This is a genomic window from Oceanobacillus jeddahensis, from assembly GCF_000750635.1.
Classification (GTDB): domain Bacteria; phylum Bacillota; class Bacilli; order Bacillales; family Amphibacillaceae; genus Oceanobacillus; species Oceanobacillus jeddahense.
In genome coordinates this window covers 444286-462668 of record NZ_CCDM010000001.1, presented here as the reverse complement: position 1 = coordinate 462668, position 18383 = coordinate 444286, and the positions used below count along the sequence as shown (strand labels likewise).

The 18383-nt window shown below is 36.8% G+C and carries 16 protein-coding genes and 1 pseudogene; 6 read left to right on the top strand and 11 right to left on the bottom strand.

Annotation, left to right across the window (positions count from 1 at the left end; translation table 11 throughout):
- Position 1: 1 nt before the first annotated feature.
- The 4 genes from BN986_RS02095 to BN986_RS02080 form a co-directional block, all read right to left on the bottom strand.
- On the bottom strand, positions 2 to 634 hold the full coding sequence (locus BN986_RS02095) for a class II aldolase/adducin family protein (protein WP_040977988.1): 633 nt from the start codon (positions 632 to 634) through the stop codon (positions 2 to 4).
- Between the two features lie 38 nt (positions 635 to 672).
- The gene (locus tag BN986_RS02090; RefSeq protein ID WP_392392252.1) at positions 673 to 2175 is read right to left on the bottom strand and encodes a tripartite tricarboxylate transporter permease; all 1503 of its coding nucleotides are present in this window, start codon (positions 2173 to 2175) and stop codon (positions 673 to 675) included.
- 191 nt (positions 2176 to 2366) lie between these two features.
- Positions 2367 to 2843, bottom strand: coding sequence for a tripartite tricarboxylate transporter TctB family protein (locus BN986_RS02085; RefSeq protein WP_040977986.1), 477 nt, complete (start codon positions 2841 to 2843; stop codon positions 2367 to 2369).
- Between the two features lie 17 nt (positions 2844 to 2860).
- Complete coding sequence (locus BN986_RS02080) at positions 2861 to 3868, bottom strand: tripartite tricarboxylate transporter substrate binding protein (RefSeq protein WP_040977985.1); 1008 nt, start codon at positions 3866 to 3868, stop codon at positions 2861 to 2863.
- A 153-nt stretch (positions 3869 to 4021) separates the two neighbouring features.
- Here BN986_RS02080 and BN986_RS02075 point away from each other — a divergent pair, with 153 nt between their 5' ends.
- A complete protein-coding gene (locus BN986_RS02075; RefSeq protein ID WP_040977984.1) occupies positions 4022 to 4891 on the top strand; it encodes a LysR family transcriptional regulator in 870 nt (289 codons plus the stop codon).
- A 20-nt stretch (positions 4892 to 4911) separates the two neighbouring features.
- Here the strand turns inward: BN986_RS02075 and BN986_RS02070 are convergent, their stop codons facing one another.
- Entirely contained in the window at positions 4912 to 6198 is a 1287-nt protein-coding gene (locus BN986_RS02070) for a four-carbon acid sugar kinase family protein (RefSeq protein WP_040977983.1), read from the bottom strand.
- A 10-nt stretch (positions 6199 to 6208) separates the two neighbouring features.
- The gene (locus BN986_RS02065; protein ID WP_040977982.1) at positions 6209 to 7285 is read right to left on the bottom strand and encodes an isocitrate/isopropylmalate dehydrogenase family protein; all 1077 of its coding nucleotides are present in this window, start codon (positions 7283 to 7285) and stop codon (positions 6209 to 6211) included.
- 213 nt (positions 7286 to 7498) lie between these two features.
- Between BN986_RS02065 and BN986_RS02060 the strand changes: the two genes are divergently transcribed.
- Positions 7499 to 8461 carry an L-lactate dehydrogenase gene (locus tag BN986_RS02060; protein ID WP_040977981.1) on the top strand — a complete coding sequence of 321 codons (963 nt, stop codon included), beginning with the start codon at positions 7499 to 7501 and terminating at the stop codon, positions 8459 to 8461.
- A gap of 59 nt (positions 8462 to 8520) precedes the next feature.
- Here the strand turns inward: BN986_RS02060 and BN986_RS02055 are convergent, their stop codons facing one another.
- From BN986_RS02055 to BN986_RS02035, 5 genes are all read right to left on the bottom strand, one after another.
- Positions 8521 to 9960, bottom strand: a complete 1440-nt coding sequence (locus tag BN986_RS02055) for a four-carbon acid sugar kinase family protein (protein WP_040977980.1) — start codon at positions 9958 to 9960, stop codon at positions 8521 to 8523.
- A 1-nt stretch (position 9961) separates the two neighbouring features.
- Positions 9962 to 10864: a 2-hydroxy-3-oxopropionate reductase gene (gene garR, locus BN986_RS02050; protein ID WP_040977979.1), complete on the bottom strand. Its 903-nt coding sequence runs from the start codon at positions 10862 to 10864 to the stop codon at positions 9962 to 9964.
- 87 nt (positions 10865 to 10951) lie between these two features.
- Complete coding sequence (locus BN986_RS02045) at positions 10952 to 12328, bottom strand: GntP family permease (protein WP_040977978.1); 1377 nt, start codon at positions 12326 to 12328, stop codon at positions 10952 to 10954.
- Between the two features lie 26 nt (positions 12329 to 12354).
- Positions 12355 to 13200, bottom strand: coding sequence for a MurR/RpiR family transcriptional regulator (locus BN986_RS02040; protein ID WP_040977977.1), 846 nt, complete (start codon positions 13198 to 13200; stop codon positions 12355 to 12357).
- 224 nt (positions 13201 to 13424) lie between these two features.
- Complete coding sequence (locus BN986_RS02035; RefSeq protein ID WP_040977976.1) at positions 13425 to 14189, bottom strand: 2OG-Fe dioxygenase family protein; 765 nt, start codon at positions 14187 to 14189, stop codon at positions 13425 to 13427.
- Between the two features lie 462 nt (positions 14190 to 14651).
- On the opposite strand from BN986_RS02035, the pseudogene BN986_RS26865 reads away from it, so the two are divergent.
- The 4 genes and pseudogenes from BN986_RS26865 to BN986_RS02015 all read left to right on the top strand — a co-directional run.
- Positions 14652 to 14786: pseudogene (locus BN986_RS26865) on the top strand (helix-turn-helix domain-containing protein); the annotation flags it as partial.
- Positions 14787 to 15009: 223 nt separating this feature from the next.
- On the top strand, positions 15010 to 15717 hold the full coding sequence (locus BN986_RS02025) for a GntR family transcriptional regulator (protein WP_040977974.1): 708 nt from the start codon (positions 15010 to 15012) through the stop codon (positions 15715 to 15717).
- A gap of 322 nt (positions 15718 to 16039) precedes the next feature.
- Entirely contained in the window at positions 16040 to 17056 is a 1017-nt protein-coding gene (locus tag BN986_RS02020; protein ID WP_040977972.1) for an ADP-ribosylglycohydrolase family protein, read from the top strand.
- Positions 17046 to 18365 (top strand): purine-cytosine permease family protein, encoded by a 1320-nt coding sequence (locus tag BN986_RS02015; protein WP_040977971.1) that lies wholly within the window; start codon positions 17046 to 17048, stop codon positions 18363 to 18365. The genes BN986_RS02020 and BN986_RS02015 overlap by 11 nt, the downstream gene beginning before the upstream one ends.
- Positions 18366 to 18383: the final 18 nt, after the last annotated feature.

Genomic DNA, 18383 nt, shown 5'->3' with positions numbered 1-18383 from the left:
ATCAGCTTCCCTTCCTTGGTTTGTAGCGTGATTCTTCTAAAAAGCTTTTTACAATATCTGATGGCAAATAATTTAATGTAATGCCTGCTTCCTGTGATTTCACAATCATTCTACAAGCCATCTCTAAAGTTTCTAAACGCATCCTCGCTTCTTGTATTGATTCATCAAAAACCACCACACCATGATTTTTCATGATAATAATATTCGCATCCTTTGATTTTTTCTTGATAGCCTCGCCTAATTCAATGGTTCCTGGATGATAATAGTCGATATAAGTAATATTCTCTAAATAATACATCGTTTCAATAAATAGGCTCGAATATAACTTTAAATCACTGCAGGCTAGAAGGGTTGTATAAAATGGAGAAGAATGTATTACTACATTAGCATCTTCTCTTTGCTGATATATACCACTGTGCATTGGAGTTTCTTTGGAAGCCTTTTTCGCGCCCTTAGAGTCACCAGTAAAGATATTCGTAATAACAAAATCATCTTCTTTTAAATGATCCATTAATGTACCCGAAGCTGTAATAATCATTTCTTCTCTACTTAATCGTTTACTTAAATTTCCCGACGTGCCCCAAGCCAGCTCTGCATTTTTTAGATATTTTCCTAATTCCGTTAAGGACCCCATATTAGTACCTCCTCGAAACAAATATAAAAAAAGGTTGATTATATATTTTGTTTATTAATATTTTTTAAGATAGACTTACTGATCAGCGGAGCTGCTAACATAATTATTGATAAGAACAATAATACAGCTGAGATCGGTGTTGTTAAAAACACCATATAATCCCCATTTGATATTGTTAATGCTCTTCTCAGATTATTCTCAATCATTGGCCCGAGGATCATCCCTAATACAAATGGCGCTAAAGGAAAGTCATGTTTTGTTAAAAAGTAACCAAGAACGCCACATGCAATCAATAGAAATAAATTAAACGTTGATAATTGAACTGCATATACACCAAATACACCAAACATAATAATTAATGGCAACAGATATTTAGTAGGTGTATCTACAATCTTGGCAAACACTTTTATTAACGGTAAATTTAAGATAAGCAGCATTAAGTTTCCAATAAACATACTTGCAATTAATCCCCAGGCTATCTCTGGACTTTCCTCAAATAAAAGTGGACCTGGCTGGACATTATACATAATCATTGCACCTAATAAAACTGCAATGGTTCCAGAACCAGGTATACCTAGTGCTAATAAAGGAATCATTCCTCCTCCAGTTGAAGCACTATTTGAAGCTTCAGGGGCTGTTACTCCCTCTACAGCACCTGTTCCCAGTTTCTTTCTGTTCTTACTAACTTTTTTCTCCAATGTATACGCAAAGAAAGATGCTATAGTAGATCCTGCGCCGGGTAATACACCAATAATAAATCCTAATACGGACCCTCTTCCTATAGGAGCTGCACTTTCTTTCAAATCTTTCTTAGTTGGTAAAATCCGTGTGATTTTTGCTTTAAAACCACCGCCTGATTCACTTCCTATAACCATTTTAAAGACTTCTCCAAAAGCAAATAAACCAACAGCAATCGTTAAGAATTCAACTCCTTGATATAATTCCGGTATACCGTAAGTCATACGATTTACTCCTGAAACACTATCAATTCCAATTGTCGCAACCGCTAAGCCTAATACCGTCATTATGGCTGCTTTAGAAATAGATTTACCTGTTAAACCAGTAACCGCTGTAAGTCCTAAAAACATCATGGCAAAGTATTCGGTTGGCCCAAACCCAATAGCAACATTTGTTAAAGGCTCCACTAAAAGAATCAACGCAATGAGAGAAATGATCCCTCCACCAAATGATGCAATAGCTGTAAGTGCAAGTGCTATACCTGCTCTTCCCTGTTTCGCCATTGGGTATCCATCAAAAGTTGTTGCTACAGATGCAGAATCCCCAGGGGTATTTAACAAAATAGATGTTGTCGAACTTCCATACATTGCGCCATAATATACTCCAGCAAGCAAAATAATGGCACTTATTGCAGCCTGCTCCGGACTCATCGATTGTGTTAATGATGCACTAACAGGAATTAACAGAGCCACACCGCTCATCGGGCCGATTCCCGGAAGCGTTCCAACTATTGTTCCAATTAGTACGCCAATAAAAGCAAAGAATAGATTATGCCATTGAATAGCAGTTCCAAATCCATCCATTAGTAATTGTAACGATTCCACTTGTTCATCTCCTCTTCAATGATTTTGATATAAAAATTGTATTTATGCTTAGACAGCTTTGTTTAAATAAGAATGCTTTACCAAATATTCTTCTGTCTGCATGCAGTAAAATACGATGGTTATCTTTTCATCTCTAAAGCTGTTTCTTTTTACTTGGATTTATTCAAATACTAAAGTCCTGTCCATTCAGGAAATCCAGGTAAAGCTCCATTTAACACACCTACATAGACCCAATAGACACCGATTGAAAAAGCAAGAGAGATAATGATTGAATTTGTAATCTTACCTTTTTCAAGCGTTTGAAATCCGATAATTAAGAATAGAAAGGTTGTAATTACAAATCCCAGCGGCTCTAAAAAGAACGCATATAGTATTAGAGCAGCTAGTATAATTAAAAACTTACGATATTTACCTTTCTTGAGTGCTTCTTCTTCGAGTTGCTCTTCTTTAGACATGTTTTTCATATGGAGCGATGTTTGAATGATCAGTGTAACACTGGATACGATTAACAAAACTCCTAATATGAAAGGAAACACATTGGGACCTATTGCACTCCCATATGCGGAACTGTCTATTTTAAAACTTTCATATATAAACAAAACCCCTATTGCTAAAAATACGACACCTGCATAACGGTCAAACTTCATTTATATCACCTCCAAATTTATTCAGCATTCATTTCTAATACCTTTAACACTTCATAAATTTCTTTTTCTTGTTCTTCCAGAAAAAACTCGAAATCTTCCGAATTTTTATATCCCGGCTGCCAGCCATTTATATCTAATTGGGATTCCCATTCTTCTGAGAGGATAAGATCTTCAAATACATTGTCCCAATATTCAATAAGTTCATCATCCATATCTTTAGGGCCGAAAACACCCCTCCACTGGTTAAACTCAACATCCACACCCTGGTCATAATATGAAACGAGCTCAGAGAACTCACCTTCTATCGGAACTTTCCCTGAATATCCAAGAATTTTTATATCTCCTGAGCGATAATATTCACTAGCACCAGACAAGTGAGAAGACAAAACATCAATATTCTGACCCAATAAACTTGTAACTGCTTCACCACCGCCATCATAAGAAACATAGCTTACTTCTTCAGGATCGATTCCGGCCTCCAACATTACCAGCATAATATTAAGGTGATCCTGGGAACCAGGGGCAGACCCACCTCCAAATGTTACAGAACTTGGATCTTCGTGCATGACATCCAGAAGATCCTGCAGATCATCAAACTCTGAATCTTTATGGACAGCTAATACACTAAAATCCGAATTGATTTGGGCTAGAGGGGTTAAATCCCTAAAACCAAATGGACTATTGCCGTCTTCTTTCAGATTATTAATAATTAACGGTAAAGCTGGTAAAAATAACCTATAATCATCATTACTATATCTTGTAACAAAATCGGATAATCCTACAGCCTGTCCACCTCCAGGACGATTCTCTACCAGCATAGATACAGGGAAGTTCTCTTTATCTGCTAATAAACTTGATATTACTCTTGCACTCGTATCAATTCCTCCCCCGGTCCCTGAAGGAACGATAGTGGTAACAGAACGTTCTGGATAATTTTCATATTGATTATTTCCATCGCCTTCATAAAACATTGAAAAAACTCCGAGTAAACACATTGTTACAAACGATCCAATTACAATTTTCATGGGAACCTCCTATTAAAGCGTTTTCATTTATTAAGCTATTAACTGTTAATTTAATAGAATTATTCTACTATTTTTGATAATATTAAATATAATATTCTTAGTTATACTTACCGCATCTTAAATTTTTTTACATTTTGTAAAAAGGAGAAAGCTATGGAATTAAAAGATTGGAATATCCTTTTAGCTGTTTATAAAGAAAAAAATATCACACGAGCTGCAGCAAACCTATTCATGTCACAACCAACCGTTACTTACCGGTTAAAACAAATCGAAAAAGAACTTCAAGCTGATATTCTTTACCGTGGAAGAAGAGGCGTTGAATTTACCGAGCAAGGTTTAAAGGTTATTGAGTATGCCGAAATAATGGTCAATGAATTTCGCATTTTACAAGAAACCCTTTGGAACTCAGATAATCAGCCTCAAGGTAAACTAAGAATTGGTGCTGCCAAAGCAATTGCTTTACATACCATTCCTTTCTTACTTAAAGAGTTTCATGAACGATATCCTAAAATAACTTACTCGATCCACACTGGTCTAAACCTGGATGTTATTCAGTCTGTATACAAAGATGATTATCATATCGGCATTGTTCGCGGAGAACATCACTGGTCCGAAAAGAAAATAGAACTCTTTAGTGAGAAAATAAGTGTTATTTCCTTGCAGCCAATTAATTTATCGGATCTCCCTAAATTGAATAGAATTTCATACCATACTGACCCTGCACTAAATATGATGATCGATTCCTGGTGGCGGGAGGCTTATAAAAGACCTCCTAATGTCTTTATGGATGTCGCCAATATGGAAATAGCAAAAAATATGGTTGAACAAGGTTTGGGCTATGCTATTGTTCCAAATATCATTTTAAAAAATGACCATTTATATTCAAAAAATTTATTCTATAAAGATAACTCCCCTTTATTATGGAAAACATGGCTGCTCTATAAAGAAGAACTGACTCACCTTTCTTTCGTTGATTCCTTTATTAAGTTTGTTGATTCAAAACAGTTAAGAGGAACTTTTTAAGCGTTCCTCTTCTTATTAAACTAAGATACCTCTTTGAGATGATGAATAGCGTCAAACAGGAATTTCTCATCACCAAAACTTCCTGACTTCAGTATAATTAATAACTCTCTTCCAATTGTAAATCCAGATGGAACACCTACCGCTACTTCATCCAAGATATAATTGCCCTCTATCCCCAGCTCCTTGCAAACTGTACCTGAAGTATCTCCGCCAGCTACAATTAAACGTTGCAGGTTTACATTATCAGCGATTTTACGAGTTATCTGTGCCAAAACTGAAGATACTCTTTTACTTGTTTCTAATTCTGTTAAACCTTGGGTCCTTCCGATCTCTTTTGTTTTTTCTACAATGCTTTTATTATCGTGAGCCATCAGTAATAAATCATTTCCTTCACTAATTCTAGAACCCGCTACTTCTATCAACTTTGCTTTTTCTTTTGCAAATGTTTCTTCTTCAAAGATATTACTTGTATCTATTTCTAAAGCTATTATTCCTTTTTCTTTTAAAAAAGCCGTTTGCTCTTTCGTTTGTGGTGTTAAGCTTCCCGACACTACTAAAACACCTTGATTTTCATTACTATATGTCCGATGTGTTTCTTGTTTTATTGGATTTTCATTAAAGAACTTAGGAAGTTCTTCCCCTATCGCAGAACTTCCGCATAGTACCGGCATTTGAATAGCAGCTTCTGCAATAATTGATAAATCTTCTTGGGTTTCCGTATCGATAATACAATAATGAAATCCGTTTTCTTTTACATCTTGAATTTTTTCTTTTAGTATTCCTGCACCTTTTCTAACCTCATCTAAACTGATTGATGTGACTAACCGATTCGTTTGACCTTCCAAAATTCTTTTTAAGTTAGAATCCTTCATTGGATGAACAGGGTCATTATAAAATGGAGAATTTTCTAATTTTTCACCATTAACCATATGAATACCATTTTTCGTTACTCTACCATTCTTAGGAAAACCAAGAACGATTACAGCAAAATTTTGCTGTAATGCGTCTAACATCGCATCAAACTCTGCACCAATATTCCCTCTAAAAACAGAACATGTTTTATTGTAGTACATTTTACATCCAGCCTCTTGCAGCTGCTTCGTGGCCATATACACCTTTTTATAGCTCTCCTCAGGAGTATCAAGCCGGCTATCTGTATCCACAACCACAACATTTGTATCTATATTAATAGCATCATTTTCCTTTAGACTAAGTACTTTGACAGAGTAACCGCTTTTCTTAAACATAATTCCCATATCATTTGCACCGGTTGTATCATCAGCTACAACACCAATTGTATTTAACATAAAACCTCACCTATTTCTCCGATTTAACGATTCTTTCTTTTACTGCTTGAGCAAATTCTTCTGTAGAGGATTGGCCTCCTAAGTCTCGTGTTGATATACCCGCAGCTAATGTTTCTATTAGTGCCTTTTCCATCAACTGACTGGCATCTTTCCATTTCACATCTTCGTGCTGTGTATACAGCCATTTGAACAGCATAATAGTAGAATCAAGAATGCCGACCGGATTAGCAATATTTTTCCCGGCAATATCTGGAGCAGATCCATGAGCTGCCTGAGCCATTGCTTGTGTATCATTAGAATTAATAGATGGAGCAATACCTAAGCTCCCTACTAATTCTCCTGTTAAATCGGATAGGATATCACCAAACATATTTTCTGTTACAATCACATCAAAATCTCCTGCTCTTCTTACCAAGTGCGCTGTCATAGCATCAATATGATAATCATCCACCTCTACATCAGGGTATTGCTTCGCTACTTCTAAGCATGTATTCAAAAATAGTCCTGTACCGAGTTTGATAACATTTGCTTTATGCACGATAGTCACTTTCTTTTTTCTCTCTAAAGCTCCTTGAAAAGCAGCGTGAGCAATTCTTTCAATTGCTTTTCTGGTAAACACTCCTGTTGACACAGCTACATCTGATGTAATTTGAAATTCTCCGATACCAGCGTACATATTTCTGTCTGTATAAAATCCTTCTGTATTTTCACGGTAAATCACTAAATCTGCTTCCCCGACGACACTCTTCGTAGCTGGCATTGTTTTAGCCGGGCGGATATTTGCGTAAAGGTCAAAATAATGTCTTAATTCCCCGCTGGGATTTCTTTTTTGCTTAAATCTATCTGGGTATGCTGCAGAATCATGTGGCCCTAATATCCATCCATGTGTTTCTTCCAAGCTATCTTTTGTTACTTGAGGAATAGGATCTTCATATTTTTCAATAGCTTCCCATCCAATTGAAAGCTCTTTCAATTTTAGATTTAAATCCACTTCTCTTGCGGCAGCTTCTATTACACTTATTGTGGCATTAACGATTTCCGGGCCAATGCCGTCCCCTTTTAAAACACCAAGTGTATATTCCGTCATATTTTTCTCTCCTTTTCATTTTTTAACTTGCTTTTATCATAATCGAAATAAAACAATTAATAAAATAGATAATTTAAATAAAATTTCATTTAATTTTTAAATACCTGAATTATCATTTCAAAAAATTTATAAAACAGTTGACTTATTTTGTGAAATAAATCACAATATAATTATGAATGAATCGTATAATATTCTTTAAGGATGTGTTGTAGAATGAAAACAAACTATGAAAAAGTAAACCGTGTCGTATTAATCGGCGCCGGATCTGTAGGCGTTAGCTATGCCTTTTCACTTATAAACCAAGGTATTACAGAAGAGCTGGCTATTATTGATTTATCCGCTGATAAAGCACTTGGCGATGTGTGGGATCTAAATCATGGAAAAGCCTTTGCCCCTTCTCCAACCAATGTTTGGCTGGGAGAATATCAGGATTGTAAAGATGCAGATATTGTTTGTATCTGTGCAGGTGCAAATCAAAAACCAGGTGAAACCCGTTTAGATCTCGTTGAAAAGAATATGAAAATATTTAAAGGGATTGTTAATGATGTCATGGACAGTGGCTTTGATGGTATCTTCCTTATTGCAACAAATCCTGTAGATGTCTTAACACAGGCAGTTATTCAATTTAGCGGTCTTCCTGCCAACCGTGTTATCGGAAGCGGGACAACTTTAGACTCTGCCCGTCTTCGTTATAAACTTGGAGAGTACTTTCAAATTTCTCCAAAGGCTGTACATGCTTATATCGTTGGTGAACATGGAGATACAGAGCTCCCTCTATGGAGTAGAGCAACCATTGGCCCAGTACCCCTTCAAACTTATTTGGAAAATCATGAAAACTATAAAGCAGAGGACCTTGACCAAATCTTTGCCGATGTCCGGGATGCAGCTTATCACATTATTGAGAAAAAAGGCGCAACCTTCTATGGTATTGCAATGAGTTTAGCACGAATTACAGAAGCCATTCTAAAAAATGAAAATGTCGTTTTAACAACAAGCAGTTATTTGCAAGGACAATATGGGGCAGAAGACGTATGTATTGGGGTTCCGTCTATTATTAACCGTTCTGGAATCCGTGAGATTATTGAAGTGCCAATGAATGAAGAGGAACAAGAAAAATTTGCTCACAGTGTTGAAACATTAAAATCAATTTATGAACCTGCTATAGAGCGCTTATAATTCATATAAAAAAACGTAATGGAAAGCAGATTTCTCTGCGTCCCATTACGCTTTTTTACTTATTCTTTCCCTTCTAAAACAGCAACAACATCTTTTAATGTTTCCGGCTGCCCGACATTTCCAGGAAAAATAATATACGCAGAATTTGGAAACTTACTCTCTGGTCCCGTTTTCCAGACTGGAATCCCCGGTTTTATCTGTCCAGCAACTTCTGCTCTTTTTACAGATAAACCTTCCGTACCAATACTGCTTGAGGTAATCCCGCCTTTGGCAACAATATAGCTTGGCTGTACCTCCAGATCCTTCACAATACTTGTTACCGCATCAGAGATTTTAACAGATTGCTTCAATTCTTCTTCCTTTTTACCTTCGCCTAGATCGAGGCGCTCTCTGCGTGTATAGTAAACAACAGATTGCCCGCTTTTAATGGCTTCCTCACAAGCAAGCCGAACTCGCTCTGTTTCTTTTTTAAATTTCTCTTCATCTTGAACAAGATGTACATCAAATTTAATTCCCTTTACTAAACCACTATCTAATAAATGCTGTAATTGTTCCGTTGTCTTTTTCACATGCGAACCAACCGCTACTAAACCACCGTTTTCTCTGCTTTTCGAGATAAGCATTTCTTCTCTCGTTAATAAAGGTTTATCACTCACTCCGCCAAGCACTTTCGTTAAGGCGGCAGCACTTCGGCAAATAAAATGTTTACCCGTACGAACCGCTTTAATAAACGCCGTAGCAAAAACTTCTACATCCTCATAGCCAACTGCATTGACAACAATCTTTTGAAAATCCTTTGCTGCAAGCAGCTGCTTTTGTATTTTATCTACTTCCTGGTTGCGTAAATCTTCTAAGGAAATCGAGATCGTATTTTCCTTCGTATAGCGTCCATTTGTTTTTTCCTCTACCCATTCCCCAAGGTCCGAAGCAGAAAAACCAAAAGTTCTATCCTTTGCAAATTCTGTTTGCCCAGCTGGAACTAAAACGTCCCCATCTTGTACATAGTGAATATTATGGATAGTGAATCGGCCACCTTCTTTAAAGAATGGAATGATCACTTCCCCATCAAAAGAAGCTACACCTTTTTCTTCTATCGTTTCCTTTAAAACCTCTGTTTCTAATGGATAATGTCCGCGCATAGTAGAATCAGAACGGCTGATTAAAATAAAAGGTATGTTTTTCTCTTCCGACACGGCCTGCACACGTTCGGCAATGTCAGTATGACAACGAATCGTTTCCTGTTCTGTAAACCCGCGCGAATTCGTCAAAATAAAAAACATACTTTCTTCTTCTTCAAAACCGGCGTCAATCGATGCTTTATCCCAATTTGTATACACCGATACACCATGTACCGTCTGGATTCCTGTTGGATCGTCATCAAGAACAACAATTTTATAAGGAGAATCCGCTAATTCTGCTTGCAGAGCGGATAGTGTTTGCTGCCTGTCAACTGCTTTGATGTTATCCAACGTCTCTTTTGCATTTAGCGTTTCTGCCATTTTACTCCACTCCTTCTCTTTTCACCGTTACATTTGCTAATTTTTCATAATGCTGCACAATACTTGCATGATCTAATGCTTCTTTTCCATCACTTGCTAAAGCATGAAACGTCTCTAACAGCTGGCTGGATAGTGGTAGCGGTACATGCAAATCATGTGCTGTGTCCATCACATTTGTAATATCCTTCAGATTAATATCTACCCGTCCGCCGGCTACAAAATTACGATCAAGCATCATTGGAACTTTGGCATCGAGTACATTACTTCCAGCCAAACCACCGCGGATCGCCTGATACATTTTCTCTATATCAATACCCGCTTTTGCCGCTAACGTAACTGCCTCCGAAACAGCAGCAATATTTAGATTAACAATGATCTGGTTAGATAATTTCGCTGTAGATCCACAACCGGAATCGCCAACTAAAACGACATTATTTCCCATTGCGTTTAGAACAGATTTTACATTTTCAAAATCAACAGAATTACCGCCAACCATAATAGCGAGTGTACCATCAATTGCTCCCGGCTCCCCGCCACTTACTGGAGCATCTAAGAAGGACACACCTTGTTCTTTTGCATCAAGAGCCAGCTGCTTGGACTCTGTTGGTAAGACAGAGCTCATATCCACGATAACCGTATCTTGATGAGCACCTTCGATAACACCATTCGGACCAAAAATAGCTGCGCGGACATGGACACCTTTTGGCAGCATCGTAATAACAATGTCACTATTTTCTGCTACTTCTTTTCCAGATGCTGCCGGTGTGGCGCCTTCTGCGGTAATTGCTTTTACAGCTTCCGGATTCAAATCAAAAGCCATCACGCGGAAACCAGCTTTTAATAGATTTCTTGTCATTGGCATCCCCATAATTCCTAATCCAATAAATCCAACACTTTGTTTCATTTTATTTCTCCACCTTTATCATGTATTTAAAATATGTAAGGGGGTTATTGAAAGCACCGTATCAACAACCTTCCCCTTTTTTTATTATTAAAGTCCCGGTAGGAAACCAGACATAGCACTCAACAGATGAACCATCACTAATGCTGTTACACCTGCTACAAAACCACCTAAGCTCCAAACACGAATTGTTTCCGTAACAGACAGACGCCCGAATTTATTGACAACCCAAAAACCGGAATCATTTGGCAAGGACAGTCCAATACCACCTGCAGCAATGGCAAGTCCTAATAAAACAGGCGATACTCCTAAATCTACTGCCAGCGGTCCTAAAATTGTAGAAGTTGTAACTAATGCTACGGTTGCACTTCCCAAAGATGCTCTTAAAATTTGCGCAAAAACAAATCCTAAAATCAATGCTGGCATATTAAAGCCTGTCATCAAATCTACAAGTAATTCCCCTAAACCAGTCTGTTGCACAACTTGTCCAAAGGCTCCACCAGCACCCGTAATTAATAGAACCATTCCCGAAGAATCAAAGGCTTCTTTCATAACGGTACTCGTTTTTTCTTTAATATACGGTGTTAATACAAATGTAGCAACGATAACACTAATAAGCAGTGCACTATTTTTATCCCCGATGACAGCAAAAACCTTTCCTAGCATTGCCTCAGGATTATCCTGAAATATAAGGTTATTAACAACTGTATTTGATAGAATTAACACGATTGGCAATGCAAGCATTGCATACGCCAGCCATGTCGGAATTCTTTTTTGATTCGGGTCATTTTCCACTTGTTCATTGGCTTCTATCTCTTCTTTTACATCATCTAAGCGTGTTCCGTTCGTCACACGTTTACCAATTAACTTTCCATAAAGCACGCCTCCAACAAGTGTCGCAGGAATAGCTACGATTAATCCGTATATAAAGAATACTCCAATATCTACTCCCATTTGATCTGCAACAACCAGCGGACCTGGTGTTGGAATAATCAAGCTGTGCGAAACAATCAACCCGATCGCTAAAATAGCTACAAATGTTGCTAAAGAAATTTTCGTCCGTATCGATAAGCTGTAAATCAATTTATGTAAAATGATAAAAGCCGCATCAAAAAATACGGGAATAGCTACTGTTGTTGATGTAGCAGCCATTGCATAAGGTGAATTTTTTACTCCAAATGCCTTTAACATAGAACTTGCAATTTTTTCGATTCCGCCCGAAGCAGCTAAAAATTGTCCAAAAATAATTCCCAGACCAATTAGAATCCCCACTCCTGCTAATGTGTCACCAAAACCCGTCGCAATAACTTCTGGTACCTCATGCGCTGGAATAGCTGAAACTAAACCAAGACCAATCGCTACAACTAATAACGCAATAAAAGCATCCCATTTAAAACGAATAATAAGTACAAAAAGAATAGCTAAAGCAACGATAAAACCAATAATTAATCCATTCCCCGTTAACATATCTTACTTCCCCCGTTGTTTATCTCTTATTTCTTCATCCGCGTCACTGCCAGACGAGATAAGTTAATTTGTCTTTTTCCTTCTTCTCCAAGCTCTGCAGCCATCTTTGTATACAGCGTATCCATCATCGTTAACTGAATGAGCCTGGACACCATCGCATCAGATTGCCTATTCGTTTCACTTGCCTGTGTTAGCAGCAAACAGTCTGCCATCCTCGCTAATGAAACGTTTTCATTCGAAGTGATAACGATTAAAAATGCGCCATTATTTTTAGCCATTTCACTAACATGAATGGTATCAATGGTTTCTCCCGAATGCGAAATAGCTACTACCACATCGCCCTCTGACATATGACTAGCGTAGATCGCCTGATAATGTGGATCTTTGACTGCAACTGTTTTTCCGCCAAGCCGCATAAATTTATGAGCCCCATCCTCTGCAACTGTTCCGGATAAGCCTTGTCCAATGAAATAGATTTGGTTTGCAGAAATCAATTTTTCAATGGATTCATGAAGCTTTTCTTCCATCATTTTCGCTTTTGTCAGTTTAATTGCCTGAAAATACTGCTGCCCAATCTTTTCAAACATGGTACCGATTTCATCTTCAGGTAAAATATTCACCTGTTCTGGGCTTGCTTGCTGATAATCCGCTTGCTCCTGTGCTAAAGCTACTTTTAATTCCTGATAGCTGTTATAACCCAGCTTCCGGTAAAGGCGGACTACACTTGGCTCACTAACCGCACTTAACCCGGCAAGCTCATTCATTGATAATAAAAATGGCTTTTCATGAACCTCTAACTGATCTATAATTTTTAATTCTGTATCTGTTAACGTTTTCTTTTTCTCCTGAATTCGTTGATTAAAACTTTTCATTTCCTCCCCCCTCATCGAATCTGTTAGTAATATTACTACATAAATCAGATGAAAACAAGCATTTTTATGAAAATAAACCGATTTCTTTGTAGTTTTACTACCTAAATGGTTTCAAATGTAATATTAACTACATAATCATATTGATTGAATAGCATTTGAAACACATTAAAAAGGGTAGCCTATCTGACATCCTCAAATAGGCTACCCTTCATTTTCTCCAATCATTATTCGTCTACATCAGCCACCACGGTTTGCTGATAATCAATTAAGATAACAGAACGTACTCCAGCTTCTTCCGCATCTCCTTTTTCAATTGGACTGACATAATGAGATACTGTTGAGTCCTCTACACCATATGATTCCAAAGGTTTTGTAATCTCAAAAACCTCTATCACATCATCCTGATTGACTGTATCAAACGTTTCTCCAGCCGCTTTAGGAATACCAATGGCATTCGTACCACCTTTAACATTTTCTCTTTTAATTAAATGGGCAAAAGTAAATGGCTCTCCATCCTGATGAAAACAGTTTGGTGAAGAAACAGCTTTGTCTGAATCATTTTCTACATACAGTTTTACAAAGTGCACACCAGCATGAATTGGCATAATCCGGTCTTCTTCCTTCCAAAATGTTTGTTGATAATCAAACAGAATAATTTTTTCCAATAGCTTATTATTCTGTATTGCTTCATCTATGCAAGGAAATTCACGATAAGATCCTGGATACTCTGGATTAAATTTTCCTTGGAAATACGCAGAATATTCCTCTCCATCTTTTGTTAGCGTTGGCAGCCATTCAACCTGACCAGAAGTTGGCAACACGAGTGCACGTGAATACCTTCTATAACGATTTAACCCTTTAGCATATTCATCGATTGGAAGGTCCTCAAAATAATCCAACAAAGCTTGGTAATCTTCCTCTATTCCTTCATAGTCTAATTGCTGCATCAAATCATACCGCGCATAGCCTCTATTTTTTAACTGGCTCATCTATAATTACTCCTTTATTATCTAAACTTCTTGTTATTTCTGTTGAGTTTGGTTTTAGAAATGTTGATTCCAGGTTATTATTTTAGATGATTTGAAGTGAAAAAACAAATAGGGTAGGGGATGCGGGAGGTTAATATAGTATTAAATAAGGGGCTTTTAAATAGTCTAATAGTATTTTTATGCGATAGAAATGGGTCAGGTCAGAAAAAGATCGATTTAAACAAACATGGACTAAGATCCTCACGCCCTCACAAGAACATTGAGATAAACAAACCCTTGTCTTAATAATAACAGAGCTTATCTAATTGAAGATCTTTCTAAATATATTTAGTTCTGAATTAACCGATAAAAAAAGAGACATGTTGTTCCAGAACAAGATAATGATATAATCGACCCAACAGCATTTGATATTGGCATCTTAGAAGAGGATCAAGAATAATTTTACGATAAGGAGGGCAACAGATATTTCAGGGTGAAAATCTAACCAATTTACGCATGATGCATGGATATTCACGCAAACAGCTCTCTGATATGTTAGATATAACGGAGCAGGCAGTATGGCAATACGAAAATAATTATACATCACCAAAAATGCAGGAAGATATTGTAGATACGTGTGTAGATTATACCAATACATATTGTCTTGATGATATACTTTTATCAATTATTCTCAGCACAAAACGTCCTTCATATACTCTGTGTAATACAGATTCACTTGAGCATATAGAATAATAGATGTAACATATACGTATGAAGCAACGATTTCTTATTTAGAAATCTGACTACATACCTTTACTAAACTAACTTATAGGAGATAAAAATGTTAAATAAAGATGATGTTATCCCATTATATGTTCAACTCAAACGTTTACTTCGTTCCCAAATTTTAAATGGAGAATTCAAAGAGATGGATCTTCTTCCTTCAGAAACACAATTAATGAAGCAATATCAAATTACACGGACAACCATCCGAAAGGCAATAGCTGAACTTAAACAAGAAGGGCTCGTTCAACAAGTTCATGGAAAGGGAACGTATGTTAGATTACGTGAAACAAAGGATACTGTTTGGAATTTTCAGGGCTTCTCTGATTTAGCTCACTTACAGAATCAAAAGCCTATAACAAAAGTTTTAGAAAAAGAAATATATCAAAAAGATGGTTCGTCCTTTTTAAAACTAGTTCGTTTAAGAGGGCTACAATCAGATAATATAACTACTTGGATGACAATTGATACTTCTCATTTACCTTTGAACCGATTCCCTGACTTAGATACTTATGACTTTTCCAATACCTCTCTTTATAAGCTATTGCGAGAGACTTATAATACTTATCCGCACCATGCTAACTTAAACATAGAGCCTATTTTAGGCACACCACTTATGTATGATCGATTAGAACTTGAAGAAAAAAAACCTTTATTAAGAAGTTTTGGGGTGGTTTCAACAGAAAGTAATATTGAAATTGAACATCTCGAGATTATATACAGTCCACATTTTAAATTCAAATTCTCGCAATATATCAATTATTAACTACCCTCTTTGTTCAGAAAAGCTTTTGAAGGTAATATAGTTACGCCTCCCTAGTTTTAATTTAAAATAGAACTAGAGCCCAATAAGCTTGCTTGTTTAAATGACATCATAGTTTCCGAAACAATTATATAAAACATAACTTCCGAACTGTTTTAAATTCTAGTACAAGAATGAACAGTTCGGTTTTTTCTATGTCATTTTTTAAGACATCTTAAATTAAATGGAACATTTTCTCTAAATTCTTTATTTGACAATCATGAAAGCGCATTTTATAATATACCCAACTCATACGTATGAGTGAACAAGTTAAGGAGATGGTCAAATGGATGATAAAATTTTAGGAACTTTGTATGGTTTAGCTATTGGAGACGCTCTAGGTATGCCTTCTGAATTATGGAGCCGGCGAAAAGTAAAAGAATTTTTTGGCAACATCACTACTTTTCTGGATGGTCCGGCAGAAAATGATGTAGCTTGTAATTTTACAAAAGGACAATTTACAGACGATACATCCCAAGCTTTACTTATCATTGATGCGTTAAATAAAAACGATTTTGTGCCTTCAAATAAACGAATTGCAGAAGAATTAATTAACTGGGCTAATGAAACAAATGCATTTGAAAATAATATATTGGGGCCAAGTTCTAAAGCAGCTTTAAATGCGATTAAAGCTGGAGAAGATCCTTCTATATACACAAAGAAAGCGTTGACAAATGGAGCTGCTATGAGGATCGCTCCGATAGGCACGCTTTTTACTAGCACACAAAAAAACAGTTTAATTAAATACGTTCGCAAAGTCAGCCAGCCGACACATGCCAGCGACATCGCAATTGCAGGAGCTAGTATGATTGCTTATGCAGTTAGTCTAGCAATTGAAGATAAAAGCTGGAATGAAATTATGAATGAAACGATTAATTTATATGAGCTGGCTATGCAAGAAGGGGAAGAAACCTTTTCCGCTTCGATTTCAGAACGATTAAAGTTAGGTCTGGAGTTTGCGGAAAAATATCAGGACGATGAAGAAATGTTTGCTCAGCGAATCTATGATGTTATTGGCTGTGGAACGGCAACCAGCGAGTCTGTACCTGCCGCATTAGCTATTGCTTATTATTGTAAAGATCCGCATCAATGCGCTTTATTTTGTGCAAATATCGGGGGAGATACCGATACAATTGGGGCGATGGCTACCGCAATATGTGGGGCAAAATCCGGATATAATGCACTTCATCGTACATGGACGGATATCATCGATCAAAATAATGATACGCAATTATCAATTTATGCTGGCAAACTAGTAAAAGGTAGAGCATTAATCGATAAGGGGGATACATATGAAGAATAAAGAGAAGATTTTTCTAAGTGAAGAAGAGAAAACTGGTAAACCCAAAGATTTGTTTTTCATCTGGTTTGCAGCAAATATGGGCATTTTAGGCATTGTTTATGGGGCACTTATTATTGGGTATGGATTGAGTTTCACACAATCCATCTTAATAGCTATACTCGGTCCATTATCTTTCCTCCTAGTTGGCTATGCTAGTCTCGCTGGAAGGGATACTGGCGCCATAACTTTTATACTATCTAGAGCTGCATATGGTTTTAAAGGGAATCATATCCCTGCCCTCATTGGCTGGGCTGGACAAGTTGGCTGGCTATCTGTCAATGTTTCTACCGGAACATTGACTTTGCTGGCTTTATTTAGTGCATTTGGAATCAGTACGAATAATTTACTCATATTAATCAGTTTAGTGATTTTTGCAGGGTTGATTATAACTTCAAGCTTCTTTTCTCATGACACACTTGTAGCTATTCAAACCTTCTTCACTTATGTATTTGGTGCACTAACTTTACTGGTTATTCTTATGTTAATACCTGAAACAGATTGGAATGCGCTTTTTTCCATGAGTTCCGGTCCCTGGTTAACAGGATTCTTTCCTGCTCTGGCATTTGTTATTGTTGGTACTGGCTTAACTTGGACAAATGCTTCAGCGGATTATAGTCGTTTCCAAAAAAGAAGTAATAAATCTTCAGCAATTATCGGTAGCGTCACACTGGGTGCTTTTATTCCTCTATTTGTCATTATTAGTACAGGGATTTTGCTTGCAACAGCAGCGCCAGAACTAGCTCATGCTGAAAATCCTATTTTACTTATAAGCGAAATATTACCTGGATGGATGACAATTATTTATCTCTTTGCTGCGCTCGGGGGTCTTACTCCAATGTGTTTTATAGGTTTAAAATCTTCCAGACTGATTATGAGTACATTTAATATAGCAATGAAAGAATCAACTGCGATTACAGTACATGCTGTCATCATTACTTTAATTCCACTGTATGTGCTGATTGTTTCCCGAGATTTTCTTGGTTACTTTGAGGCGTTTCTAGGAATTTTAGGTATTGGTTTAGCTGCTTGGGTTTCTATTTTTATTGTTGATTATGTTTTCCTTCGTCGTAAACAAGGTTATGATGCTAAATTATTAGAAGATGCTCAATATAATTCTGTTAACATTGGTGGAGTAATAAGTTGGATTGCAGGGGTTGTGGTTGGTCTCCTGTTCACCATCTATACAGATACTAGTTTTGATATGTTAGTAACCTTTATTATCAGTGGAGGATTATACTTTATTACCAATGTTCTTAACAAAAAGCAATAACTTCAGGAGGATTGGACT